Annotated in this window: 25 protein-coding genes; 10 read left to right on the top strand and 15 right to left on the bottom strand. The window is 66.6% G+C overall.

Annotated elements, in window-relative coordinates; translation table 11 throughout:
- Positions 1-8: 8 nt before the first annotated feature.
- The 3 genes from rsmD to ACZK4Z_RS08395 all read right to left on the bottom strand — a co-directional run bounded on the left by rsmD (position 9) and on the right by ACZK4Z_RS08395 (position 1,813).
- Entirely contained in the window at positions 9-587 is a 579-nt protein-coding gene (gene rsmD, locus ACZK4Z_RS08405; protein ID WP_125895130.1) for a 16S rRNA (guanine(966)-N(2))-methyltransferase RsmD, read from the bottom strand.
- A 133-nt stretch (positions 588-720) separates the two neighbouring features.
- The gene (locus tag ACZK4Z_RS08400; RefSeq protein WP_125895128.1) at positions 721-1,266 is read right to left on the bottom strand and encodes a hypothetical protein; all 546 of its coding nucleotides are present in this window, start codon (positions 1,264-1,266) and stop codon (positions 721-723) included.
- Positions 1,244-1,813 carry a hypothetical protein gene (locus ACZK4Z_RS08395; protein ID WP_253143889.1) on the bottom strand — a complete coding sequence of 190 codons (570 nt, stop codon included), beginning with the start codon at positions 1,811-1,813 and terminating at the stop codon, positions 1,244-1,246. The genes ACZK4Z_RS08400 and ACZK4Z_RS08395 overlap by 23 nt, the downstream gene beginning before the upstream one ends.
- Positions 1,814-2,123: 310 nt before the next feature.
- On the opposite strand from ACZK4Z_RS08395, the gene htpG reads away from it, so the two are divergent.
- Positions 2,124-4,013 carry a molecular chaperone HtpG gene (htpG, locus tag ACZK4Z_RS08390; RefSeq protein ID WP_125895124.1) on the top strand — a complete coding sequence of 630 codons (1,890 nt, stop codon included), beginning with the start codon at positions 2,124-2,126 and terminating at the stop codon, positions 4,011-4,013.
- Positions 4,014-4,254: 241 nt separating this feature from the next.
- Here the strand turns inward: htpG and ACZK4Z_RS08385 are convergent, their stop codons facing one another.
- Positions 4,255-4,554 carry a hypothetical protein gene (locus ACZK4Z_RS08385; protein ID WP_032128872.1) on the bottom strand — a complete coding sequence of 100 codons (300 nt, stop codon included), beginning with the start codon at positions 4,552-4,554 and terminating at the stop codon, positions 4,255-4,257.
- Between the two features lie 129 nt (positions 4,555-4,683).
- On the opposite strand from ACZK4Z_RS08385, the gene ftsY reads away from it, so the two are divergent.
- The 3 genes from ftsY to ACZK4Z_RS08370 all read left to right on the top strand — a co-directional run bounded on the left by ftsY (position 4,684) and on the right by ACZK4Z_RS08370 (position 7,494).
- Positions 4,684-6,012 carry a signal recognition particle-docking protein FtsY gene (ftsY, locus tag ACZK4Z_RS08380; protein ID WP_125895122.1) on the top strand — a complete coding sequence of 443 codons (1,329 nt, stop codon included), beginning with the start codon at positions 4,684-4,686 and terminating at the stop codon, positions 6,010-6,012.
- Positions 6,013-6,094: 82 nt separating this feature from the next.
- Complete coding sequence (gene mutY / locus ACZK4Z_RS08375; RefSeq protein ID WP_125895120.1) at positions 6,095-7,219, top strand: A/G-specific adenine glycosylase; 1,125 nt, start codon at positions 6,095-6,097, stop codon at positions 7,217-7,219.
- Between the two features lie 5 nt (positions 7,220-7,224).
- Complete coding sequence (locus ACZK4Z_RS08370) at positions 7,225-7,494, top strand: oxidative damage protection protein (RefSeq protein ID WP_125895118.1); 270 nt, start codon at positions 7,225-7,227, stop codon at positions 7,492-7,494.
- A 74-nt stretch (positions 7,495-7,568) separates the two neighbouring features.
- On the opposite strand, the gene ACZK4Z_RS08365 is transcribed toward ACZK4Z_RS08370, so the two are convergent.
- From ACZK4Z_RS08365 to ACZK4Z_RS08320, 10 genes are all read right to left on the bottom strand, one after another.
- Entirely contained in the window at positions 7,569-8,018 is a 450-nt protein-coding gene (locus tag ACZK4Z_RS08365) for a DUF6491 family protein (protein ID WP_032128869.1), read from the bottom strand.
- A 204-nt stretch (positions 8,019-8,222) separates the two neighbouring features.
- The gene (gene lolD, locus ACZK4Z_RS08360; protein ID WP_014036806.1) at positions 8,223-8,936 is read right to left on the bottom strand and encodes a lipoprotein-releasing ABC transporter ATP-binding protein LolD; all 714 of its coding nucleotides are present in this window, start codon (positions 8,934-8,936) and stop codon (positions 8,223-8,225) included.
- A complete protein-coding gene (locus tag ACZK4Z_RS08355) occupies positions 8,929-10,170 on the bottom strand; it encodes a lipoprotein-releasing ABC transporter permease subunit (protein ID WP_125895117.1) in 1,242 nt (413 codons plus the stop codon). The genes lolD and ACZK4Z_RS08355 overlap by 8 nt, the downstream gene beginning before the upstream one ends.
- 23 nt (positions 10,171-10,193) lie before the next feature.
- Entirely contained in the window at positions 10,194-10,643 is a 450-nt protein-coding gene (locus tag ACZK4Z_RS08350) for a hypothetical protein (protein WP_125895115.1), read from the bottom strand.
- A complete protein-coding gene (locus ACZK4Z_RS08345) occupies positions 10,594-10,842 on the bottom strand; it encodes an FAD assembly factor SdhE (protein ID WP_005409080.1) in 249 nt (82 codons plus the stop codon). Before ACZK4Z_RS08345 ends, ACZK4Z_RS08350 begins: the two co-directional genes overlap by 50 nt.
- A 98-nt stretch (positions 10,843-10,940) precedes the next feature.
- Complete coding sequence (locus ACZK4Z_RS08340; protein ID WP_005409079.1) at positions 10,941-11,726, bottom strand: succinate dehydrogenase iron-sulfur subunit; 786 nt, start codon at positions 11,724-11,726, stop codon at positions 10,941-10,943.
- A 66-nt stretch (positions 11,727-11,792) separates the two neighbouring features.
- Entirely contained in the window at positions 11,793-13,583 is a 1,791-nt protein-coding gene (sdhA, locus tag ACZK4Z_RS08335) for a succinate dehydrogenase flavoprotein subunit (protein ID WP_125895113.1), read from the bottom strand.
- 31 nt (positions 13,584-13,614) lie between these two features.
- The gene (gene sdhD / locus ACZK4Z_RS08330) at positions 13,615-14,001 is read right to left on the bottom strand and encodes a succinate dehydrogenase, hydrophobic membrane anchor protein (RefSeq protein ID WP_032128865.1); all 387 of its coding nucleotides are present in this window, start codon (positions 13,999-14,001) and stop codon (positions 13,615-13,617) included.
- Positions 13,998-14,390, bottom strand: a complete 393-nt coding sequence (gene sdhC / locus ACZK4Z_RS08325; RefSeq protein ID WP_024958620.1) for a succinate dehydrogenase, cytochrome b556 subunit — start codon at positions 14,388-14,390, stop codon at positions 13,998-14,000. Before sdhC ends, sdhD begins: the two co-directional genes overlap by 4 nt.
- Positions 14,391-14,446: 56 nt before the next feature.
- Positions 14,447-14,617 carry a DUF1674 domain-containing protein gene (locus ACZK4Z_RS08320; RefSeq protein WP_005409075.1) on the bottom strand — a complete coding sequence of 57 codons (171 nt, stop codon included), beginning with the start codon at positions 14,615-14,617 and terminating at the stop codon, positions 14,447-14,449.
- 39 nt (positions 14,618-14,656) lie between these two features.
- Here ACZK4Z_RS08320 and ygfZ point away from each other — a divergent pair, with 39 nt between their 5' ends.
- On the top strand, positions 14,657-15,532 hold the full coding sequence (gene ygfZ, locus ACZK4Z_RS08315; protein ID WP_125895112.1) for a CAF17-like 4Fe-4S cluster assembly/insertion protein YgfZ: 876 nt from the start codon (positions 14,657-14,659) through the stop codon (positions 15,530-15,532).
- An 88-nt stretch (positions 15,533-15,620) separates the two neighbouring features.
- On the opposite strand, the gene ACZK4Z_RS08310 is transcribed toward ygfZ, so the two are convergent.
- Complete coding sequence (locus ACZK4Z_RS08310) at positions 15,621-16,703, bottom strand: ABC transporter ATP-binding protein (protein ID WP_125895703.1); 1,083 nt, start codon at positions 16,701-16,703, stop codon at positions 15,621-15,623.
- A gap of 352 nt (positions 16,704-17,055) precedes the next feature.
- Here ACZK4Z_RS08310 and zwf point away from each other — a divergent pair, with 352 nt between their 5' ends.
- From zwf to eda, 5 genes are all read left to right on the top strand, one after another.
- Positions 17,056-18,492, top strand: a complete 1,437-nt coding sequence (zwf, locus tag ACZK4Z_RS08305) for a glucose-6-phosphate dehydrogenase (RefSeq protein WP_010484333.1) — start codon at positions 17,056-17,058, stop codon at positions 18,490-18,492.
- Entirely contained in the window at positions 18,489-19,496 is a 1,008-nt protein-coding gene (glk, locus tag ACZK4Z_RS08300; protein WP_049400948.1) for a glucokinase, read from the top strand. Before zwf ends, glk begins: the two co-directional genes overlap by 4 nt.
- Positions 19,493-20,218, top strand: coding sequence for a 6-phosphogluconolactonase (pgl, locus tag ACZK4Z_RS08295; protein WP_125895702.1), 726 nt, complete (start codon positions 19,493-19,495; stop codon positions 20,216-20,218). The genes glk and pgl overlap by 4 nt, the downstream gene beginning before the upstream one ends.
- 58 nt (positions 20,219-20,276) lie before the next feature.
- Positions 20,277-22,193 carry a phosphogluconate dehydratase gene (gene edd / locus ACZK4Z_RS08290; protein WP_125895701.1) on the top strand — a complete coding sequence of 639 codons (1,917 nt, stop codon included), beginning with the start codon at positions 20,277-20,279 and terminating at the stop codon, positions 22,191-22,193.
- 205 nt (positions 22,194-22,398) lie between these two features.
- On the top strand, positions 22,399-23,058 hold the full coding sequence (eda, locus tag ACZK4Z_RS08285) for a bifunctional 4-hydroxy-2-oxoglutarate aldolase/2-dehydro-3-deoxy-phosphogluconate aldolase (RefSeq protein WP_032128859.1): 660 nt from the start codon (positions 22,399-22,401) through the stop codon (positions 23,056-23,058).
- The last annotated feature ends 239 nt before the right edge of the window (positions 23,059-23,297 follow it).

Genomic DNA, 23,297 nt, shown 5'->3' with positions numbered 1-23,297 from the left:
AGATGAGGTCAAAGTGTAGCAGTGGCGCGGCGGTACAGGGCAAAGCGCACCTCGCGGGTGCCACCCTCGCGGTGCAGCAGCCAGTCCGGCGGCAGCACCGGCACGTGGCCGGCCGGCGATTCTAGGTACAGCCAGGCATCGGCGGCCAGATGCCGCGGCAGCTGCGCCAGCACGTCCTGCCACAAGCCGTCGGCGAACGGCGGGTCGATGAAGACCAGATCGGCCTGCTGCGCCGGCGCGCCCTGCAGCCAGCGCAGGGCATCGGCCTGCACGACGCTGATCTGGTCGCTGGCCTGCAGCTTGGTCACGGCAGCGGTCAGATTGCGTCCCAGCTGCGCGTCGCGTTCGACCAGGGTGGCGTGTGCGGCACCGCGCGAGACCGCCTCCAGGCCCAGTGCGCCACTGCCGGCGAACAGGTCCAGCACGCGGGCCCCACCGAGCCTGGGCATCAGCCAGTTGAACAGGGTTTCGCGCACACGGTCGCTGCTGGGGCGGAGCCCCGGCAGGATCGGCACCGGCAGGCGGGTATTGCGCCAGCGCCCGCCGATGATGCGGACCTGGCCTTCATTGCCGCCACGGCCGCTCATCGGCTCCCCCGGCGGGAGGTATTCGAGAATTTCAGCATGAGCGGGATTGTAGTCGTCCGGGCAGCGCCCGGGGATGCGTCGAATCAACGGTCACCGCAGGTCACCTGGGGGGCATGGGACTCCAATGTCGGGATCACGCCCCAGCCAGGTCGACTCCATCGCTCTGAAACATCCGCGCATTGACCAGACTCTCTACGAACTCGGCCACTTCCCAAAGATCATGAGGCTTGATCTTCGCTGGGGACCAATACTGTCCATGGGCAATCCAGTGCCGAAGCTGGAATGCGCTGTTGATACGGTCGTACTGGTGATGGGTCAGCACACCCTGCTGCAGCCAGGCCTTGACGATGTCGTCCATGAGCGCGGCCTTGTTGCGCTTGCGATTGAACAACCTGATGAGGACCCTGGACAGTCCATCCTTGAGCTTCAGACGCTTTCTGTTTGCGTAGTCCAATCGGAAACATGCTTCCAGAAAGGCCAGCAACGCCATCATGTCCCGATTTTGCTGGACTTGGACGCATGCCTTGCGGCGCTTTTCGAGCTCCTGCCGGGATAGGTCCGAGTTGTCAGGATTGTCTTCGGAAAAGAGCAGGTCGATCGCTGCGCGTGTGGTGGCGTGATGTCCCATCACGTGCATGTAATTGGGAAGATCGGGATTAACGACGAGCGGATTGGCCACGGGCAACATCCATGATGGCCGACTGCAGTGCTTCCGGATCCAGAGCGCTGTAGCGGATCAGGGGCGGAGACGTGGACACTTTCCAGACGTACGCAGCCAGATCCATCGGTTTCGGCTGCTTGTCGGGGCGAGCCCCTTCGGAAGCGGTCGACCCGACAAGTATCGGTCGATCTGCATCCGGCAAGGTCAGCACGAAGCGGACTTTGCCGTGCGGCCCCACGAGGTCCACACGCCCAGGCGACCCCAGCAGGATCGTCCCTACCGGAACGAAGCGTACGCTGCTGTTTCCCAGGTCGATGTTCAGACTCGGCACTTCGTAACTACCCAGCAACTCTTCACGGAGCTCCATGCTGGACACACGGACCCCCATGGCGCCGCGCTCTATGTACGGAAAAAGAATTTCCTGGACAGTCGCATAGAGAATCTGGATTTTCTCCAGCCATTGAGCCTTGCGGTCAACCAAGTTGCCGCGTTCGGCCTTCCCTGCATTCTGCTCCCTGAGGAACTGATCGAAATCCAGATGCCTTGTCATGGTGATTATCGCCATCGAACCGCCCCGCTGAATTGTCTCACGACCCTGACCGGCTTTCCTGGGCAAGACAAGAGATTGAATACGACAATCTGGGCGCCCCCCTTGGATCAGCCCATCGTGTGCCTGGCTGACGCGACCCTGGGGCTGACCGACCGCCTTGAGCAGGGCCAAATGCGACCCACGCGAGTGATGGCAGCGAACGGTCAAGGCAATCCAACGGGATTCACGCCCCCCCCCCGCTCGCCCCCTTGATTTCGGGACAATCAGCCATACCCCTTGGCGAGGCCGCACGCGCTGGCGCGGCATTGCACACGGAGCCTTATCGATGACCGAGACCACCCAGACCGAAACCCTTGGCTTCCAGACCGAAGTCAAGCAGCTGCTGCAACTGATGATCCACTCGCTGTACTCCAACAAGGAAATCTTCCTCCGCGAGCTGGTCTCCAACGCCGCCGACGCCGCCGACAAGCTGCGTTTCGAGGCCCTGACCCAGCCGGCCCTGCTGGAAGGCGACAGCGAACTGCGCGTGCGCGTCAGCTTCGACCCCACCGCCCACACCATCACCATCGAAGACAACGGCATCGGCATGAGCCGCGCCGAAGCCATCGCCCACCTCGGCACGATTGCAAAGTCCGGCACCGGCGATTTCCTGCGCCAGCTGTCCGGCGACCAGAAGAAGGATTCGCAGCTGATCGGCCAGTTCGGCGTCGGCTTCTACAGTGCCTTCATCGTCGCCGACGAAGTGGAAGTGACCTCGCGCCGCGCTGGCCTGGCTGCAGGCGAAGGCGTGCGCTGGACCTCGCGCGGCGAAGGCGATTTCGAAGTCGCCACGGTCGACAAGGCCGAGCGCGGCACCCGCATCGTGCTGCACCTGAAGGACGGCGAGCACGACTTCGCCGATGGCTGGCGCCTGCGCAGCATTCTCAAGAAGTATTCGGACCACATCGGCCTGCCGATCCAGATGCCCAAGGAGGGCGAAGACGGCGCTGCCGGCGAGTGGGAGACCGTCAACCGCGCCAGCGCGCTGTGGACCCGCCCGCGCACTGAGATCAGCGACGCCGAGTACACCGAGTTCTACAAGCACGTGGCACACGACCACAGCGATCCGCTGGCGTGGAGCCACAACAAGGTCGAGGGCAAGCTGGAGTACACCTCGCTGCTGTATGTGCCCGGCCGCGCACCGTTCGACCTGTATCACCGCGATGCACCCAAGGGCCTGAAGCTGTACGTGCAGCGCGTGTTCGTGATGGACCAGGCCGAGCAGTTCCTGCCGCTGTACCTGCGCTTCATCAAGGGTGTGGTCGACTCCAACGACTTGTCGCTGAACGTCTCGCGCGAGATCCTGCAGTCCGGCCCGGTCATCGATTCGATGAAGGCGGCGCTGACCAAGCGCTCGCTGGACATGCTGGAAAAGCTGGCCGCTGACAAGCCGGAGCAGTACACCACGTTCTGGAAGGAATTCGGCCAAGTGCTGAAGGAAGGCCCGGCCGAGGACTACAACAACCGCGAGAAGGTGGCCGGCCTGCTGCGCTTCGCCTCCACCCGTGGCGACGGCGATGCGCAGAGCGTGTCGCTGGCCGATTACCTCGGCCGCATGACCGAAGGCCAGGACAAGATCTATTACCTGACCGGCGAGAGCTACAGCCAGGTCCGCAACAGCCCGCACCTGGAAGTGTTCCGTAAGAAGGGTGTGGAAGTGCTGCTGCTGACCGACCGCATCGACGAGTGGCTGATGGGCTACCTGACCGATTTCGACGGCAAGGGCTTCGTCGACATCGCCCGTGGCGACCTCGACCTGGGCGCCCTGGAAACCGAAGCGGACAAGCAGGAACAGGAAGCGGCGGCGAAGGACAAGCAGGGCCTGGTCGAGCGCCTGAAGACGGTGCTGGGCGATGACGTGGCCGAAGTGCGCGTCTCGCACCGCCTGACCGATTCGCCGGCTGTGCTGGCCATCGGCGAACAGGACCTGGGCCTGCAGATGCGCCAGATCCTGGAGGCCAGCGGGCAGAAGGTGCCGGACAGCAAGCCGGTGCTGGAGATCAACCCGGGCCACCCACTGATCGCCAAGCTTGATGCCGAAGCCGATGGCGCGCGCTTCGACGACCTCGGCCGGGTGCTGTTCGACCAGGCTGCGTTGGCCGCCGGTGACAGCCTGAAGGATCCGGGTGCCTATGTGGCGCGCCTGAACAAGCTGCTGCTGGAGCTGTCGGTCTGATCGAGGCGGTGGTCGCCGGGCATGGCCCGGCGCTACCGGGTGCTGGTGGATGCCAACCTTGGTTGGCATTCCTGCTTTGGTAGGTGCCAACCTTGGTTGGCACTGCTGCCCTGGTAGAGGCCAACCTTGGTTGGCGCCCCAAAAGCGTGCCAACCAAGGTTGGCACCTACCAGGGCGGGTCGAGCGTGCCAACCAAGGTTGGCACCCACCAGGGGTGGCGGTTGGCAGCTGCCGAGGGGGTTCAGGCGTCCCGATCCAGCAGTGAGCCCAGCATCTGGTCCTGGCGACGGATCACCGTGGCATTGGCGGCAAAGGCCACGACCTCGGCTTTCGCGGCCAGCAGATCACCCAGCGGCGCGCCGGCATCGGCGCCGATGGACGCCACCGAAGCCTGCACCCCACCCTGCTCGGTGGTAATGCGCTGCAACTGCAGGTGCTGGGCATCCGGGGTCGCCAGGTTGGCCACGTTGTGCGCGGCCACCTGCACGCCCTGCTGGGCCGCACGCATCCCGCTGAGGGCGATTCCCATCACGTTGTCCATGGCGGTCTCCGGGCCGCACGACGCAGCCCTCCGGACCGGTTAACGGCCGGTGGGCCGCAACCTTGAGTCCACATCGGCCCGACAGGCCCGAGTGGTAGCATATCCCTCTGATTTCAGCGCCTTTTGCCAATGCTCAGTTTTTTCCGCCGCAAGAAGCCCCAGGATGCCCCCGCAACGGAGGCGCCCAAGACCCAGCACTACTCGGCTGAAGAGCTGGCGGCGGCATTCCCGTCGGCCGCGCCGGTCGAGGACAAGGAGCCGGCGCCGGTAGCCGTACCGGCCGAGCCTGTACCGGTCGAGCCGCCCCCAGCAACCGCCGTTCCGGTCGCTGTCGAGCCCACCCCGGTTATTCCGGCCCCAGCCGCACCGGTTCCGGCAGCTCCTGCACCGTCGGCTCAGATCGACGTCGCCCCCATCGCGACCCCGGCCATCGAACCGGCCCCCGTACCGCTGCCTGAGCCCACCCCGGCACCGACACCGGCACCGGTCACCGACGACCTGCCTGCCGCCGCCTCGATCGACGCCGTTCCGGCGCCGGCTGGCAAGCCCGGCTGGCGCGAGCGCCTGCGCAACAGCGTCATCGCGCGCAGCTTTGGTGGCCTGTTCTCGCGCAACCCCAAGCTTGACGACGACCTGCTGGACGAGCTGGAAACCGCACTGATCACCGCCGACGTCGGCGTGGGCGCCACCACCGACCTGGTCGAGGGCCTGCGCAAGCGCATGAAATCGCGCGAATTCGCCGACGCCAATGCGCTGCTGGCCGCGCTGCGCGCCGAGCTGATCGCAATCCTGCAGCCGGTGGCCAAGCCGCTGTTGATCGACCGCAACGCCAAGCCCTTCGTGGTGCTCACCGTCGGCGTCAACGGCGTCGGCAAGACCACCACCATCGGCAAGCTGGCCAAGCGCTTCAAGGACGATGGCCACAGCCTGATGCTGGCCGCCGGTGACACCTTCCGCGCCGCTGCCGTGGCCCAGCTGCAGGCCTGGGGCGAGCGCAACGGCGTGGCCGTGGTCGCGCAGGGGCAGAACGCCGATGCCGCTTCGGTGGCATTCGACGCGCTGCAGGCCGGCAAGGCCCGTGGCACCTCGGTGCTGATCGCCGATACCGCGGGCCGCCTGCACACCCAATCCGGCCTGATGAACGAGCTGGGCAAGATCCGCCGCGTGCTCGGCAAGATCGACCCCACCGCCCCGCACGAAGTGCTGATGGTGATCGACGGCACCACTGGCCAGAACGCGCTGTCGCAGCTGCGCCAGTTCAATGCCGCAGTGAACGTGACCGGCCTGGTAGTGACCAAGCTGGACGGCACCGCCAAGGGCGGCGTGGTGTTCGCACTGGCCCGCGAGTTCGGCATTCCGATCCGATTCGCCGGCATCGGCGAGCGCCCGGAAGACCTGCGCGTGTTCGACCCGGAAGCTTTCGTCGACGCCCTGCTGCCCGAAGCGCTGGGCGCCTGATACACCGTGCAGCCACGCATGGCGTGGCTCTACTGCAATCCAGTAGAGCCACCCCACGGGTGGCTGCCTCTCTGGAACACCGATGCCCCGCCAGCCGCACGCCAGCGCCAAGACTGCCCGGGAAGACGGTTTCGTCGCCCGCCTGCTGCACTGGTTCGACGACCACGGCCGCCACGACCTGCCCTGGCAGCACCCGCGCAGTCCCTACCGGGTCTGGCTGTCGGAAATCATGCTGCAGCAAACCCAGGTGGCCACGGTCATCCCGTATTTCCAGCGGTTCCTGCAGCACTTCCCGACCCTGCCCGACCTTGCCGCCGCCAGCAACGACGCGGTGATGGCGCAGTGGGCCGGGCTCGGCTACTACGCCCGCGCACGCAACCTGCATGCCGCTGCGAAGCGCTGCGTGGAACTGCACGACGGCGACCTGCCGCGTGATTTCGATGCATTGCATGCCCTGCCCGGCATCGGCCGCAGCACCGCCGGTGCGATCCTCAGCCAGGCCTGGAACGACCCGTTCGCGATCCTCGATGGCAACGTCAAGCGGGTGCTCAGCCGTTACCACGGCATCGATGGTTTCCCCGGGCTGCCGGCCATCGAGAAGCAGCTGTGGGCGATCGCCGAGGCGCATGTGATGCAGGTGCCGGCCGGGCGCATGGCCGACTACACGCAGGCGCAGATGGACCTGGGCGCGACGGTGTGCAGCCGTGCCAAACCGGCCTGCGTGATCTGCCCGTTGCAGGATGACTGCGTGGCACGGCGCGAAGGCCGCACGGCTGAACTACCCACGCCCAAGCCCAGCAAGACCCTGCCCGAGCGCGAGGCCGTTGCGCTGCTGCTGCGCGACGCCCAGCAGCGTGTGCTGCTGCAGAAGCGGCCGGACACCGGCATCTGGGCGCAGCTGTGGACGCTGCCGCAGGCCGATGCCGGCAGCGTGCTGCAGGACTGGTTCGACGTGCACGTCGACGGCTCGCTGGAAGAGGCCGAAGAGCTGCCGGTGCTGCAGCACACCTTCAGCCACTACAAGCTGCATCTGCAGGTATTGTCGCGGCAGGTACACGGCCTGCACGTGGAAGAACCCACGCTGCGCTGGGTCGCCAGCGACGAACTGCACGCGCTGGGCCTGCCGGCACCGATCCGCAAACTGCTCGACGGCGCAACGATCAAGACGCCGAAACGAAATTCCAAGAAACCCCGCAACCACGAGTGAATGCCATGTCCCGAACCGTCTTCTGCCAGTACGAACAACGCGATGCCGAGGGCCTGGACTTCGTGCCCTACCCCGGCGAACTGGGCCAGCGCATCTTCAACAACATCGGCAAGCAGGCCTGGGCTGCGTGGCTGGCGCACCAGACCATGCTGATCAACGAGAACCGCCTGTCGCCGCGCACGGCGGAGCATCGCGCGTTCCTTGAAGGCGAACTGATCAAGTTCCTGTTCGAGAAGGACGCGGAAAAGCCGGCCGGCTTCACCCCGGAAGCCTGACACACAGGTAGTGCCGGCCGCTGGCCGGCAACCTGGCATCTGCGCGATGCCGGCCAGCGGCCGGCACTACCACGCTATTTCGTGCTTTCCTCGCGCTCCTGCACCTGCGCCTGGCGCAGCTCCTGCTCGGAGGCACGCAGCGCCTTCACGTCCAGCTTGCGGATGCTGTCGATGAAGCACGGCATGCGCGGGCCGCCGGTGGGGTCGCGCACCAGCACCTTGTCGAAACGCGCCGAAACACGGTTCATCTGGCTGGTCAGGCCGATGGCGGTGGCATACGGCAGGTCCTGGCAGGGCCCCCTCAATTCCAGCAGATAGGCCTCGCTGGGACGCGTCCACACCGCCAGCGCGCTATCACCCAGTTCGGTCCAGCCGTTGAGGCTGCCGAAGAACTGCATGTCGTTCTGCGGCGCGCCGGCATGGGCACGGTACAGGTCAAGTTTCTCGGCAGAGCTGAGCCGGCCGGTGGTCGCGCAGGCGGCCAGCGCCAGGCAGAGTCCGGCCATCAGGATCGGGGTCTTCATGGCGATCTCCTCGGGGAACTGTCGCCATCATGCGCCTGCGCAGACAACGCCGGCGCGAAAGCCAGTACCCCATTCAGCAGCCGGTCGGCGGTCGCCCCAAGCAGGCCCAAGGCTCCGGATTCCGGTAGTCGCCAACCTTGGTTGGCGCTTGCCCTGCAGGAGCAGCCGACCAAGGTCGGCTTCCACCAAAGCGGGCCCGGCGCCTCAGACGTCGGCGTGGGCCAGCGCGTGCAGGCGCCCCTCGCGCAGCTCCAGCACCCGGTCCAGGCGCCGTGCCAGGCTGCGGTCGTGGGTCACCAGCACCAGGCTGGTATGCCGCGCACGATTCAGTTCCAGCATCAGCTCGAACACAGTGCCCGCAGTGCGGTCATCCAGGTTGCCGGTCGGCTCGTCGCCGAGCACGCAGGCCGGATGATTGACCAGCGCACGCGCCACTGCGGCACGCTGGCGTTCGCCACCGGACAGTTCGCCGGGCTTGTGGTCCAGGCGATGGCCAAGGCCGACCGCTTCCAGCAGCGTGGTGGCCCGGCTGCTCGCCTCGGCCACTGCAGTACCGGCCAGCAGCACCGGCATCATCACGTTTTCCAGCGCGGTGAACTCAGGCAGCAGGTGGTGGAACTGATAGACGAAGCCCAGCGCCTGGTTGCGCAGCAGGCCGCGCGCGGTATCGGACAGCGCTGACATGCGCTGGCCGGTCACATAGACCTCGCCGGCGGTCGGAATGTCCAGGCCACCCAGCAGGTGCAGCAGCGTGCTCTTGCCGGCACCGGAGGCACCGATGATCGCCACCGTTTCGCCGGCGGTCACGGTCAGGTCCAGGCCATCGAACACCGGGGTCTGCATGCGTCCTTCGGCGTAGGTCTTGCCCAGTGCTTCGGCGCGGATCACTTCATCGCCGCGGTTGAAGACCTTATTCATAACGCAGGGCCTCCGCCGGCTGGGTGCGTGCTGCCCGCCAGGCGGGATACAGGGTGGCCAGGAAGCTCATCAGCAGCGCGACCACGGTGATCGCCACCACGTCGCCGGTCTGCATGTCGGTCGGCAGGCCGGTGATGTAGTACACATCCTCCGGCATCAGCTTGACGTTGAACACGCTCTCGATGGCACCGAGGATGCGCTCCAGGTTGAGTGTGAGGGTGATGCCACCGATCAGGCCGGCCAGCGTGCCGAAGATGCCGATCAGCGAACCCTGGACCATGAACACCTGCATCACCCCGCCCGGGGTCAGGCCGAGCGTGCGCAGGATGGCGATGTCGGCCTGCTTGTCAGTGACCAGCATCACCTGCGAGGACACCAGGTTGAACGCGCCCATGGCGATGATCAGCGACAGCAGGATGCCCATCACCACCTTCTCCATGCGCAGCGAGTGGTAGAGGTTGGCGTTCTGCTGGGTCCAGTCACTCACGCGGTAAGCGCCGCCAAGGCTCTGCGCCAGATCCACGCCCACTTCCAGCGAACGGTCCATGTCGTGCAGTTTCAGCCGCACGCCGGTAGCACCATCGGAACGCAGCACGCGCTCCAGGTCCTTCATGTTGGCGAAGCCGACACCTCGGTCGACCTCGTTGTAGCCGGCCTCGAAGAGGCCGCTCACGGTAAAGCGTTTCATCCGTGGCACCGCACCGGCAGGCGTGCCCTGCACTTCGGCGAAGGTCACCAGCACCTGGTCGCCAACGTCCACGCCCAGCCAGATCGCCAGTTCCTTGCCCAGAAGCAGGTTGAAGCTGCCCGGCGTGAGGCTGCCATAGCTCCCCTTGGTGACCTTCTTGTCGATCACCGATACCTTCGGCTCCAGCGCCGGGTCGATGCCCTGGATGATCGCGCCCTGCACGCGCGGGCCGCTGATCATCGACTGGATCTCGATGTACGGCGCAGCACCGGCCACGCGCGGGTCCTTGCTGGCCACGTCGACTACGCGCATCCAGTCCGGCATCGGCTCGCCGTCACGGCTGATGGTGGTGTGCGCGGTCATCTGCAGCAGGCGGCTGCGGATTTCCTTCTGGAAACCGCTCATCACGGCCAAGGTGGTGATCAGCACCGTGACGCCGAGCGCGATGCCCAGGATCGATGCCATCGAGATGAAGGAGATGAAGCCGTTGCGGCGCTTGGCGCGCAGGTAGCGCAGGCCAATGGCCACGGGAATGGGTTTGAACATGCAGGCACGCCGGTCAATTCAGCTTATGGTGCCATCGACCGGGGCCTACGGGAAACGCCACGTGCGGCCACGGCCAGTCGCAGTTCACGTCGCTGCCCGGAATCGAGCACATCCGGCCAGAACAGCAGGCGCCGGCGGCGCCGATCCTCACGCCAGAGCAACAACAGCCATGGGCCACGCACGACCAGCTGGGGTGCATCGGCGTCCTGCCCGGCCACCTGCAGCGGCTCAGGTGGTAGCGGCAGAAGCACCTGCACGCGTGGCCTGCGCTGGCGCCAGGCCAGTTCGGCCAACCCGATGACCCAGGCCAGCACCACCGCGGGCATCAGCAGCCGTGAAGGCAGATCCGATGCACGCAGCAGCCAGGGCGCAGCCAGCAGCACCGCCAACTGGGCGGCAGCCTGCAGCCGCGAGGGGCGCCACTCAAGGCTTGAGGGCGAGGATCTTCTGCATGAGGGGGATCGCGTGCGCATGTGGACAGGCCTCATAGCCCATGAACCAGCGCCACAACTTATCGTCCTCGCAGTCGAGCAGGAACAGGAAAACCTCGCGCTCTTCGGTCGGCGCAGTGCTCCATTCGTGGTCCAGGTAGCGACCGAACAGCTGGTCCAGCTCACGCATGCCGCGGCGGCAACGCCAGCGCAGCTTCTTCAGCAGAACGTCTTCTTCCATCATGTTTCTCCAGATACAGCAAAGCCACGCATGGCGTGGCTCTACTGGGGTGGCACAGCCACGCGTGGCGTGGCTCTACCGGGTACAGCCAGGCCTGATCAGGCGCGGCGTTCCATCATCAGCTTCTTGATCTCGGCGATCGCCAGCGCCGGGTTCAGGCCCTTCGGGCAGGTCCGGGCGCAGTTCATGATGGTGTGGCAGCGGTACAGCTTGAACGGATCTTCCAGATCGTCCAGGCGCGCACCGGTGTCCTCATCGCGCGAGTCGATGATCCAGCGGTAGGCCTGCAGCAGGATCGCCGGGCCCAGGTAACGCTCGCCGTTCCACCAGTAGCTCGGGCAGCTGGTCGAGCAGCAGGCGCACAGGATGCACTCGTACAGGCCGTCCAGCTTCTTGCGGTCTTCCGGCGACTGCAGGCGCTCACGATCCGGCGGTGCCGGAGTCTGGGTGCGGATCCACGGCTTGATCGAGGCGTACTGCGCGTAGAAGTGGGTCAGGTCCGGAACCAGATCCTTGACCACGTTCATGTGCGGCAGCGGGTAGATCGGCACTTCCTTCTTGCCGCAGTCCGAGATGGCTCGGGTGCAGGCCAGGGTGTTGGTGCCGTCGATGTTCATCGCGCACGAACCACAGATACCTTCGCGGCAGGAGCGGCGGAAGGTCAGGGTCGGGTCGATCTCGTTCTTGATCTTGATCAGGGCGTCCAGGACCATCGGGCCACAGGCGTCCAGATCGACTTCATAGGTATCGGTGCGCGGGTTGCTGTCGTCGTCCGGACTCCAGCGGTAGATCTTGAAGGTGCGCACGTTCTTGCCGCCGTTCTTGACGGGGAAGTGCTTGCCCTTCGTGATCTTGGAATTCTTGGGGAGTGAAAACTCGGCCATGGCTGCTCTCGTTGGCTCAGGCGGCCCGCGCCCGTGGGCGCGGATTGCATGGTAGGCGGGGTCGGATCAGTACACGCGCGGCTTCGGCGGCACTACGGACACGTCGTCGGTCAACGTGTACATGTGCACCGGACGGTAGTCGAAGCTGCACTTGCCCTTCTCGTCGACGCTGACCAGGGTGTGCTTCTGCCAGTTGACGTCGTCGCGGTCCGGATAGTCCTCGTGCGCATGCGCGCCGCGGCTTTCCTTGCGCTGTTCGGCCGAGTTGATCGTCGCCACCGCGTTGAGCAGCAGGTTGTTCAGCTCGTAGGTCTCGATCAGGTCCGAGTTCCAGACCAGCGAACGGTCGGAGACCTTCACGTCCTGGAACGAGTCGAAGATCTTGTCCATCTTCTCGCAGCCTTCCTTCAGCGTCTCGCTGGTGCGGAAGACGGCCGCGTCGGCCTGCATGGTGCGCTGCATGCGATCGCGGATGACCGAGGTCGGGGTATCGCCGTTGGCGTGGCGCAGCTTGTCCAGCAGGCCCAGCGCCTTGTCGCAGGCATCGGCCGGCAGCGGCTTGTGCGACGCGCCCGGCTTGATGGTCTCGGCGCAGCGGTTGGCCACCGCACGACCGAACACCACCAGATCCAGCAGCGAATTCGAGCCCAGGCGGTTGGCGCCGTGCACGGACACGCAGGCGGCTTCACCGATGGCGTACAGGCCCGGCACCACGGCATCCGGGTTGTCGCCGACCTTGCGCACGACTTCGCCGTGATAGTTGGTCGGAATACCGCCCATGTTGTAGTGCACGGTCGGGATGACCGGGATCGGCTGCTTGTGCACGTCGACGCCGGCGAAGATGCGGGCGCTTTCTGCGATGCCCGGCAGCTTCTCGTCGATCACGCCCGGGCCGAGGTGGGTCAGGTCGAGCAGGATGTGGTCCTTGTGCTCGCCGACGCCGCGGCCTTCGCGGATCTCGATGGTCATCGAACGGCTGACCACGTCGCGCGAGGCCAGGTCCTTGTAGTGCGGCGCGTAGCGCTCCATGAAGCGCTCGCCGCTGCTGTTGCGCAGGATGCCGCCTTCACCGCGGACACCCTCGGTGATCAGGCAGCCGGCGCCATAGATGCCGGTCGGGTGGAACTGCACGAACTCCATGTCCTGCATGGCGATGCCGGCACGCATGGCCAGGCCGCCACCGTCGCCGGTGCAGGTGTGCGCCGAGGTGGCGCTGAAGTAGGCACGGCCGTAACCGCCGGTGGCCAGCACCACGCCCTGGGCGCGGAACAGGTGCAGGGTGCCGTCGGACATGTCCAGAGCCAGCACGCCGCGGCAGGCGCCTTCGTCATCGAAGATCAGGTCGAGTGCGAAGTACTCGATCATGAAGCGCGCGTCGTGCTTCAGCGACTGCTGGTACAGGGTGTGCAGCATCGCGTGGCCGGTACGGTCGGCCGCCGCGCAGGTACGCTGCGCCGCCGGGCCTTCGCCGTACTTGGTGGTCATGCCACCGAACGGACGCTGGTAGATCTTGCCTTCGGCGGTGCGCGAGAACGGCACGCCGTAGTGTTCGAGCTCGATGATGGCCGGGATGGCCTCACGGCACATGTATTCGATGGCGTCCTGGTCGCCCAGCCAGTCCGAACCCTTGATGGTGTCGAAGAAGTGGTAGCGCCAGTCGTCCTCGCCCATGTTGGCGAGTGCGGCCGAGATACCGCCCTGGGCGGCAACGGTATGCGAACGGGTCGGGAAGACCTTGGTCAGGCACACGGTCTGCAGGCCCTTGGCGGCCAGGCCGAACGTGGCGCGCAGGCCGGCGCCGCCGGCGCCCACCACGACCATGTCGTACTTGTGTTCGGTGATCTTGTAAGCGGACATCTAATCTGGATTCCTGTGTAGGTGCCTGGGCTCAGGCAACGCCGAGGGCGATGCGGCCCACCGCAAACACACTGACGATCATGCCGAGCACGGCGACGAACTTCACCGCGGTCTGCAGCACCAGGGCCAGCAGCGATTCGTGGATGTAATCTTCCAGCACGACCTGCATGCCGAGCTGCGCGTGCCAGAACATGGCGATCAGCAGGCCGATCAGCGGCACAGCGTTCCACGGCTTGGCCACGGCGGCGGCGGCGGTCGCGTAGTCCGAGCCCAGCAGGCCCAGCACGAAGACCAGGAACCAGATGCCCAGGGCCACCAGGGCGGCGGCGGTCAGGCGCTGGTGCACGAAGTGCTCGGTGCCGGTCTTGGCCGAACCGAGGCCGCGTACGCTCTTCAACGGGGTACGGAACTTGCTCACGCGGCACCTCCGAACATCACATAGGCCCACACCAGCAGGGTGATCACCAGGCTGCCGATGACCGACAGCCAGCTGCTGCGGATGAAGGCGGGGATGCTGAAGCCGATGGCGAAGTCCTGCACCACATGGCGGATGCCATTGCACAGGTGATAGGCGAACGACCATGTCCACGCGAACAGGAACACGCGGCCATACCAGGCCCCGGCGTGGCCGGTGAAGCAGTTCCAGGACTCGGGCCCCATCATCAGGGCCAGCAGGCCGGCGGCGATGATGAGGGCACCAACAGACAGAAAGACGCCAGTGGCTCGATGCAGGATCGAGGTGGCCATCTGAATCTGCCAGCGATACACCTGAAGGTGCGGGGAAAGTGGGCGTTGTCTGGTCGCCATTCGCTGGGCTCGTTGTCTCGGCTGGGCGGCACACGGCCGCGTTGGCTCAATGCTGATCAGAAATCGATGCAGCGTCCGTTTTTCTCCCAATCGCCATACCGCACCGGATCAAGTCCGCCGCGGCCGCCGAATTCCTCTGCTTTTTCCTGTTCCACGGGCACGGGTGCCGCGGGGACCAGCGGGGCTTCAGATTCGTCGTCGGGAGTGGGGGTTGTTTGGCCTATCATGTTCGGTCTCGCAACGCACAAATTTTAGACCTCGTTCACGTGCCTGACAACCTGCCCCCTGCTTTCGTCGGATATCCGCGCCTGCCCGGCCACCAGCTGCTGAGCCTGCAAGGCCCGGATGCAGCTGTCTTTGCCCACGCCCAGTTCAGCAGCGATGTCACCGCCCTGCCCCTGCAGCACTGGCAGTGGAGCGCCTGGCTGAGCGCCAAGGGCCGCACCCTGGCGGTGTTCCAGCTGCTTCGGCTAGCGGACGACCACGTGATGCTGGTGCTGGCCGACGGCGATGCCGATGCGATTGCGTCGCAACTGCAGCGCTTCGTGTTCCGCCGCAAGGTGAAGGTACTGGTGCGCAGCGATCTGGCCGTGGCCGGTGCGTTCACTGCGCCCGAAGCCGCCAGCGGCGCTGCGATTGCGCAGACCGCAGGTGACGGCTGGGAACTGGACCTGGGCAGCGACGCCTTGCCGCGGACCCTGCGCATTGGCAGCGCCGATGCCTTCGCCGCCGGCAGTGAAGCCGATGAGGCCGCTTTCGCACTGGCCTGGCGCCAGGCCGACCTGCGCTACGGCCTGCCCCGGCTGCAAGAAAGCCAGCGCGAAGTGTGGACCCCGCAGCAGCTGGGGTTGGACCGCCTGAACGGTTACAGCGTGAAGAAGGGCTGCTATCCCGGCCAGGAAATCGTCGCCCGCACCCACTTCCTCGGCAAGGCCAAGCGTGCGGTGCAGCTGCTGCATACCGCGGCACCGGCGCAGGCAGGCGATGGCGTGCAGCAGGACGGCGCAGCGCTGGGCACGATTGCCTGCGTGGCCGGCGACCTGGCACTGGCGGTGCTGCCGCTGGAGGCCAGCGACGCTGATCTGCAGGTGGGTGATGCCATCGCGCAGCGCATGCCGTTGCTGGATGGCCTGGCGCGCTGAATCCGGTGGATGCAAGGAATGGTAGTGCCGGCCGCTGGCTGGCAACCACGCATGGTTGAAGTTGCCGGCCAGCGGCCGGCACTACCCGTTACAGGCGCTCGCCGGTTTCCGGGTTGAAGAAGTGCAGGCCCTGCGGGTGGATCGCCACACGGATCTGCTCGCCCACCGCCGGCAGCGACTGCGGCGCTACGCGCATGGTCAGCGCATGCTGGCCACTGCTCAGGTTGACGAAGATCTCGTTACCGACCGGTTCGATGCCTTCAATGCGTGCGGCAAATGCATGCGCATCATCGGCACGGGCCGGCTGCAGGTGTTCCGGGCGCACGCCCACCGCGATCGGCTTCTGCAGCCACGCCGGATCGATCGTGGCCTGGCCCAGCGGTGCACGCCATTCGCCGTCGACCACGGTCACGCCGCCGGCATCGCCCTGCAGCGTGCCACGCAGCACGTTCATCGCCGGGCTGCCGAGGAAACCGGCCACGAACAGATTGGCCGGGCGGTCGTACAGCGCCATCGGCGTATCGATCTGCTGGATGATGCCGTCCTTCAGCACCACGATGCGCTGGCCCAGGGTCATCGCTTCGACCTGGTCGTGCGTCACGTAGATCATGGTGGTGCCCAGCTTGCGATGCAGCTGCGCGATCTCGGTACGCACGCTGTGGCGCAGCTTGGCGTCGAGGTTGGACAGCGGCTCGTCCAGCAGGAACACCGCCGGCTCGCGCACCAGTGCACGGCCCAGCGCAACACGCTGGCGCTGGCCACCGGACATCGCCTTGGGCAGCTTGTCCATCATCTCGGTCAGGCCCAGGGTCTGCGCTGCTTCGGCGATGCGCTTGTCGATGGTCGCCTTGTCATGCCCGCGCAGCTTCAGGCCGAAGGCCAGGTTCTCGGCCACGGTCATGTGCGGGTACAGCGCGTAGCTCTGGAACACCATGGCGATGTCGCGGTCCTTCGGCGCCACGTCGTTGACCACGCGATCACCGATGGTCAGCGTGCCGCCGCTGATCTCCTCCAGGCCAGCCACCATCCGCAGCAGGGTCGACTTGCCACAGCCGGACGGACCGACCAGCACCATCAGCTCGCCATCGGCGACCTCGAAGCTGGCGTCCTTCACCGCGACCTGGCCGTTGTCATAGACCTTGCGCACACCCTGCAACTGCACTTTTGCCATATCACCTATCCGGTCCGCCCGAAGCCGGGCTGTCTTTTGGGACTGCCTCGGCCCTCCCGATGGCAGTGATGATTGCGCGCCTGCCGCATGACGGCGAGCACTGCAATCGAATACAGTTGCCCATTCTGCCATGTAAACGTTTTCACGTGGCACTATCCGATGATCGGTGCGCACCGATCTGCGTCGGCGGTTGAACGAAGGTTCCGCCGAGGCAGTGGTTTCGAATGGAACGGTCTTCCGCTACCCCGGAGATCGCCCCTGACGAACCTCGGACAGGCAGTTGCGCGGATGTCCCCCGAACCCAGCCATGAAGCGATTGACAACGATGTCACCCGGATCTGAAACTCGAGCGATGCACGACACCCTCTTCCTGTTCGGTGCCACAGGTGATCTGGCCCAGCGCTACCTGTTCCCTTCGCTGCTTCGCCTGCTTGGCGACGGCCTGCTGCCGGAGGACTTCCGCATCCGTGCGCTGGCCCTGTCCGGGCATGACACCGAAGCCTTCCATGACATCCTGCGGCCGCGCCTGCAGCAGGCCATGCCGATGGCCACGCAGGACGACATCAGCGCCCTGCTGCGCCGCATCGACTATCGTTCGGTGGACCTGCGCGACGTCGACTCGGTTGCCGCCGCAGTCTCCGACCTGGTGCACCGCAAGTGCGTCAGCTACCTGGCCATTCCGCCGGGCCTGTACATCTCCACCTGCGAAGGCCTGGCCAAGGGTGGCGCCCTCGCCGCACCGGCACGCCTGATGCTGGAGAAGCCGATCGGCAGCGACAGCGAAAGCGCCGAGGAAATCATCAGCACCATCGGCCAGTGGATCGACGAGGATCGTGTGTTCCGCCTCGACCACTACCTGGGCAAGGCGGCGGTGCAGAACCTGATCGCGCTGCGCTTCGGCAACACGCTGCTGGAAGCGGTGTGGAACCGCAACTACATCGAATCGGTGCACATCCTGGTCGCCGAAAGCGAAGGCGTGGATGGCCGCGACGCCTACTACGCCCGCTCCGGCGCGCTGCGCGACATGGTGCAGAGCCATATCCTGCAGCTGCTGTGCATGGTGGCGATGGAGCCGCCGGCCTCGCTGGAAGCCGACCGCATCCGCGACGAGAAGGTCAAGGTGCTGCGCGCCCTGCGCCCGCTCGATGCCAAGCACGCCGCGCGTGACAGCATCCGTGGCCGCTACACCGCCGGTACCATCAACGGCCAGCCGGCCCAGGCCTACCAGCCGCCGGAAGGCAGCGACGTGGAGACCTTCGCCGGGGTCACCGCGCATATCGACAACTGGCGCTGGAGCGGCGTGCCGTTCCACCTGGTCACCGGCAAGCGCCTGCCCGAACGCACCACCCGCGTGGTGGTCACGCTGAAGCCGGTCACCCACTGGCTGTTCGAGCGCCCGCAGCGCGCGCAGGCCGCACCGAACCGCCTGGTGTTCCAGCTGCAGCCGCAGGAAAACATCGAACTGGGCCTGATGAGCAGCCTGGCCGGCCCGGAATGGGGCGCGCTGGAGCTGCATCCGCTGGAACTGGAACTGTCGGTGCCGACTGGCCTGCACCGCCGCATCGCCTACGAACGCCTGTTCCTGGATGCCTTCAACGGCAACCACACGCTGTTCGTGCGCGACGACGAAGTGCGCGCAGCGTGGGCCTGGATCGACAGCGTCGCCGACGCCTGGAAGGACGCCAAGCTGCCGCTGGAGCCCTACCCCGCCGGCCAATGGGGGCCGAGCAATGCCGGCGAGTTCCTGCCGCAGGGCGTGGACGCGCCGGACAGCGGAGCGTCGGCATGAGCGCCAGCTCGCAGCCGGTGCTGGTCGCCGACATCGGTGGCACCAATGCCCGCTTCGCCCTGGCTGACACTTCGCAGGACGCACCACTGCAGAAGGACAGCATCCGCGAGTACGCGGTGGCGGAGTTCCCGTCGCTGGGTGATGCCGCGCGCCACCATCTGGAACAGATCGGCGCCACGGCCAGCCGCGGCGTGTTCGCGGTGGCCGGTCGCGTCGACGGTGACGAAGCGCGCATCACCAACCACCCGTGGGTGATCTCGCGCAGCCGCACCGCCGCCATGCTCGGCTTCAACGAACTGCACCTGATCAACGACTTCGCCGCACAGGCGATGGCGATTTCGCTGCTGCAGCCCGATGACGTGGTCCAGGTCGGCGGTGCCGCCTGGGTGCCGGGCAAACCCGGCCAGCCGCGCAACTACGCGGTGATCGGGCCGGGTACGGGCCTGGGTGTCGGTGGCCTGATCCTGCGCCACGGCCGCTGCTACCCGCTGGAAACCGAAGGCGGCCATGTCAGCTTCCCGCCGGGAACCCCGGAGGAGATCCGCATCCTGGAGATCCTGTCCGAACAGTTCGGCCGCGTCTCCAACGAGCGCCTGATCTGCGGCCCTGGCCTGGTCAACATCCATCGCGCGGTGTGCGAGATGGCCGGTATCGACCCGGGCCAGCTGCAGCCGGTGGACGTGACCGCCCGCGCCCTGCATGGCGATCCGCAGGCGATGCGCACCGTCGATGTGTTCTGCGCCGTGTTCGGCGCCATTGCCGGCGACCTGGTGCTGACCCAGGGCGCGTGGGACGGCGTGTTCCTGACCGGCGGGCTGACCCCGAAGATGCTCGATTCGCTGCAGCACTCCGGGTTCCGCCAGCGCTTCGAACACAAGGGCCGCTTCTCTTCGATCATGGCGCGGGTGCCCTCGTTGGCCGTGATGCATCCCCACGCCGGACTGCTGGGCGCCGCCGCCTACGCCGCCGACGCCGAACGTGACGCACCTGGAGTTGCCGCATGAGCCCCACCACCTTCCACGACGACCGCATCGAGTTCATCCAGCACGGCGATGCCGATGGCTGGATCGAGGCGGTGGCCGCTGAGATGGCGCAGACCCTCAACCACGACATCAACGAAGTGGGCCGCGCCCGCATCCTGTTGTCTGGCGGCACCACGCCGGCACCGGTCTACCAGGCGCTGGCCGAACTGGACGTGCACTGGGACCGCGTGGAAGTGAGCCTGGCCGATGAGCGCTGGCTGTCGCCGCAGGATCGCGACAGCAATGCCTGGCTGGTGCGCGAGAATCTGCTCAAGCGCGCCGAAGGTGCGCATTTCGATCCACTGGTGCGCATCGGCAAGCCGCTTCCGGAATGCGTGTACACCGCCAACCTGCAGGCGCAGCACAGCCAACCGCCGAGCCTGGTGGCGCTGGGCATGGGCAACGACGGCCACACCGCCTCGCTGTTCCCCGGCTCGAAGGACCTGGCCCGCGCACTGGAAAGCACCCTGCCCTACGCGGCGCTGGATGCCACCGGCTGCCCGGGCGCGAACCAGTGGCCGCTGCGCATCACGCTGACCCCGCATGGCCTGCGCCAGTGCCGCCAGCGCCTGCTGCTGCTGCGCGGCAAGCAGAAGCTGCAGGTACTGCGCCAGGCGCTGGACAGCAATGACGCCCAGCATTACCCCATCCTCAATGCGATCAACCTGGACGGCGCGCGCCTGCGCGTCCACTGGGCTGATTGATGTTGGCGGCGGCGCCGTGCCGCCGCTTGCCTCTCGCCACCACGAACGCCGGTAGCCAATGAGCCTCCATCCGCAACTGCAAGCCATCACTGAGCGTGTCATCCGCCGCAGCGCCGCCTCACGCGCCGCCTACCTGGCCGCGATCGACGCCTCCCTGCGTGAAGGCCCGTTCCGCAGCCGCCTGAGCTGCGGCAACCTCGCCCACGGGTTCGCCGCCTGCGGCGGCACCGACAAGAGCCGCCTGCGCGGCGGCGTGACGCCGAACCTCGGCATCATCACCGCCTACAACGACATGCTGTCGGCGCACCAGCCGTTCGAGACCTATCCCGAGCAGATCCGCGAGATCGCCCGCGAGCTGGGCGCCACCGCACAGGTGGCCGGCGGCGTGCCGGCGATGTGCGACGGCGTCACCCAGGGCCGCGGCGGCATGGAACTGTCACTGTTCTCGCGCGATGTGATCGCGCAGGCCACCGCGATCGGGCTCAGCCACGATATGTTCGACACCACCGTCTACCTCGGTGTGTGCGACAAGATCGTGCCGGGCCTGCTGATCGGTGCGCTGGCCTTCGGCCATCTGCCGGCGGTGTTCGTGCCGGCCGGCCCGATGACCCCGGGCATCCCGAACAAGCAGAAGGCCGAAGTGCGCGAGCGCTACGCCGCCGGCGAGGCCACCCGCGAGGAACTGCTGGAAGCGGAATCGGCCTCTTACCACGGTGCGGGCACCTGCACCTTCTACGGCACCGCCAACTCCAACCAGGTGCTGCTGGAAGCGATGGGCGTGCAGCTGCCGGGCGCATCGTTCGTCAATCCAGGCACGCCGTTGCGCGACGCCCTCACCCGTGAAGCCACCGAGCGCGCGCTCGACATCACCGCACTGGGCGACGATTTCCGTCCGCTCGGCCGGATCATCGACGAGCGCGCGATCATCAATGCGGTCATTGCGCTGATGGCGACCGGCGGCTCGACCAACCACACCATCCACTGGATCGCGGTGGCACGCGCGGCTGGCATCGTGCTGACCTGGGACGACTTCGACGAGCTGTCGCAGCTGATTCCGCTGCTGGCCCGCGTCTACCCGAACGGCGAAGCCGACGTGAACCGCTTTGCAGCTGCCGGCGGCCCGGCCTTCGTGTTCGGCGAACTGATCAAGGCCGGCCTGATGCACGGCGACCTGGTCAGCGTGGCGCGTGGCGGCATGGCCGACTACGCACGCGAACCACAGCTGCGCGACGGCAAGCTGGTCTACCTGCCGGGCCTGGAACGCAGCGCCGACGAAGAGGTGGTGCGTGGCGTCGACAATCCGTTCGAACACCAGGGTGGCCTGCGCCTGCTGCGCGGCAACCTCGGCAAGTCGCTGATCAAACTGTCGGCGGTGAAGCCGCAATACCGCACGATCGAAGCACCGGCGGTGGTGGTCGATGCGCCGCAGGTGTTGAACAAGCTGCATGCCGGCGGCCTGTTGCCCGAGCATTTCGTGGCGGTGGTGCGTTACCAGGGCCCGCGTGCGAACGGCATGCCGGAACTGCATTCGCTGGCGCCGCTGCTGGGCCTGCTGCAGAACCAGGGCCGGCGCGTGGCGCTGGTCACCGACGGCCGCCTGTCCGGCGCCTCGGGCAAGATTCCTGCGGCGATCCATGTGACGCCGGAAGCGGCGCGGGGTGGTCCGCTGGCCAAGGTTCGCGAGGGCGACATGATCCGCCTCGATGGCGAGGCCGGCACGCTGGAAGTGCTGGTGGACGCAGCCGAATGGGCTGCACGTCCGCTGGCGCCGAACACCGCGCCTGCCGCGCATGATCTGGGCCGCAACCTGTTCGCGATCAACCGTCGTGTGGTGGGTCCGGCCGACCAGGGTGCGATTTCGATTTCGTGCGGGCCGGCGGCGGCTGATGGTGGGCCGTGGGAGTACGACGCGGAGTATGAGCTGGGGCACGATGCCGCGGCGGCGGCGGCGCCGCATGAGGCGAAAGACGCCTGAAGCGAAAAGCCGCGGCAGGCTTCCCGGCTTGGGCAGTAGAGCGCCCTGGCCGGGACACGCCGTAAACCCATCCATGGGGGCTCGATCGCGGCATCCATGCCGCTCACGGTCCCGGCCAGGGCGCTCTACTGCCCTTGGACAATTCCCGGCGCGTCATTTGCGCTGCGGCCACTGAATCAAGAAGAGCAAAGGCAAGGGCAAAAGCATGGGTATCGAACAACATCAGGTGAAGGCGGCGGAGCTGTTGCGTGCGGCGGGCATCCTGCCGGTGGTGACGATTCATACGCTGGACCAGGCGCGTGCGGTCAGCGCGGCGCTGCTGGAAGGTGGCTTGCCAGCCATCGAGCTGACGCTGCGCACGCCGGTGGCGATGGAAGCGCTGGCGATGCTCAAGCGCGAGCTGCCGGACGTGGTGGTGGGTGCCGGTACGGTGCTGACCGTGGAGCAGATGCAGCAGTCCATCGATGCGGGTGCGGATTTCCTGGTGACCCCGGGTACGCCGCCGGCGCTGGCTGATGCACTGGCCGCTGCGCCGCTGCCGGTGGTGCCGGGTGCGGCAACCCCGACCGAGCTGCTGTCGCTGTACGCGCGCGGCTTCCGCGTGTGCAAGCTGTTCCCGGCCACGGCCGTGGGCGGGCTGGCGATGATCAAGGGCCTGGCCGGCCCGGTTGCCGACCTCAAACTGTGCCCGACCGGTGGCATCACCGAAAACACCGCCGCCGAATACCTCGAGCAGAAGAACGTGGTCTGCATCGGTGGTTCGTGGATGGTGCCGGGCAACTGGATCGCCGACGGCGAATGGGACAAGGTGCGCGCCAGCGCCGCAGACGCGGCAAAGATCATCAAGCGCGTGCGCGGCCACTGAGCCCGACAAAGGTGTAGAGCCGCGCCCACGCTCGGCTCCGGCATCATCAAGGGTCAGAGCCCTTTCCCACCGGGAAAGGGATCCGACCCCAGGCGACGAGCGCGCACAGCGCGCGACCCGCTCCTGCTCTTCCTTCTTCATTCCGCGGTGGACGCGTACGGAACCTGTCCGTGGCCATGCGGAGGGATTGCGCAGGGGCGTAAGCGCCATGGATGGCGCGCCCGAGCCTCCAGGGATGG

This window comes from Stenotrophomonas sp. 71799_Sma (assembly GCF_056482505.1).
This window is presented reverse-complemented; position numbering and strand designations above follow the sequence as displayed.

Excerpts from the sequence above, each read along its gene's own strand:
- htpG (WP_125895124.1), top strand. The coding sequence starts at position 2,124 with ATGACCGAGACCACCCAGACCGAAACCCTTGGCTTCCAGACCGAAGTC.
- ACZK4Z_RS08340 (WP_005409079.1), bottom strand. The coding sequence starts at position 11,726 with ATGGCCGAGTTTTCACTCCCCAAGAATTCCAAGATCACGAAGGGCAAG.
- ACZK4Z_RS08385 (WP_032128872.1), bottom strand. The coding sequence starts at position 4,554 with ATGGACAACGTGATGGGAATCGCCCTCAGCGGGATGCGTGCGGCCCAG.
- pgl (WP_125895702.1), top strand. The coding sequence starts at position 19,493 with ATGAGCCCCACCACCTTCCACGACGACCGCATCGAGTTCATCCAGCAC.
- zwf (WP_010484333.1), top strand. The coding sequence starts at position 17,056 with ATGCACGACACCCTCTTCCTGTTCGGTGCCACAGGTGATCTGGCCCAG.
- ACZK4Z_RS08350 (WP_125895115.1), bottom strand. The coding sequence starts at position 10,643 with ATGCGCACGCGATCCCCCTCATGCAGAAGATCCTCGCCCTCAAGCCTT.
- ACZK4Z_RS08345 (WP_005409080.1), bottom strand. The coding sequence starts at position 10,842 with ATGGAAGAAGACGTTCTGCTGAAGAAGCTGCGCTGGCGTTGCCGCCGC.
- sdhA (WP_125895113.1), bottom strand. The coding sequence starts at position 13,583 with ATGTCCGCTTACAAGATCACCGAACACAAGTACGACATGGTCGTGGTG.
- eda (WP_032128859.1), top strand. The coding sequence starts at position 22,399 with ATGGGTATCGAACAACATCAGGTGAAGGCGGCGGAGCTGTTGCGTGCG.
- ACZK4Z_RS08310 (WP_125895703.1), bottom strand. The coding sequence starts at position 16,703 with ATGGCAAAAGTGCAGTTGCAGGGTGTGCGCAAGGTCTATGACAACGGC.
- ACZK4Z_RS08355 (WP_125895117.1), bottom strand. The coding sequence starts at position 10,170 with ATGTTCAAACCCATTCCCGTGGCCATTGGCCTGCGCTACCTGCGCGCC.
- ACZK4Z_RS08320 (WP_005409075.1), bottom strand. The coding sequence starts at position 14,617 with ATGATAGGCCAAACAACCCCCACTCCCGACGACGAATCTGAAGCCCCG.
- ftsY (WP_125895122.1), top strand. The coding sequence starts at position 4,684 with ATGCTCAGTTTTTTCCGCCGCAAGAAGCCCCAGGATGCCCCCGCAACG.
- rsmD (WP_125895130.1), bottom strand. The coding sequence starts at position 587 with ATGAGCGGCCGTGGCGGCAATGAAGGCCAGGTCCGCATCATCGGCGGG.
- ACZK4Z_RS08395 (WP_253143889.1), bottom strand. The coding sequence starts at position 1,813 with ATGGCGATAATCACCATGACAAGGCATCTGGATTTCGATCAGTTCCTC.
- ACZK4Z_RS08365 (WP_032128869.1), bottom strand. The coding sequence starts at position 8,018 with ATGAAGACCCCGATCCTGATGGCCGGACTCTGCCTGGCGCTGGCCGCC.
- mutY (WP_125895120.1), top strand. The coding sequence starts at position 6,095 with ATGCCCCGCCAGCCGCACGCCAGCGCCAAGACTGCCCGGGAAGACGGT.
- lolD (WP_014036806.1), bottom strand. The coding sequence starts at position 8,936 with ATGAATAAGGTCTTCAACCGCGGCGATGAAGTGATCCGCGCCGAAGCA.
- ACZK4Z_RS08370 (WP_125895118.1), top strand. The coding sequence starts at position 7,225 with ATGTCCCGAACCGTCTTCTGCCAGTACGAACAACGCGATGCCGAGGGC.
- edd (WP_125895701.1), top strand. The coding sequence starts at position 20,277 with ATGAGCCTCCATCCGCAACTGCAAGCCATCACTGAGCGTGTCATCCGC.
- glk (WP_049400948.1), top strand. The coding sequence starts at position 18,489 with ATGAGCGCCAGCTCGCAGCCGGTGCTGGTCGCCGACATCGGTGGCACC.
- sdhC (WP_024958620.1), bottom strand. The coding sequence starts at position 14,390 with ATGGCGACCAGACAACGCCCACTTTCCCCGCACCTTCAGGTGTATCGC.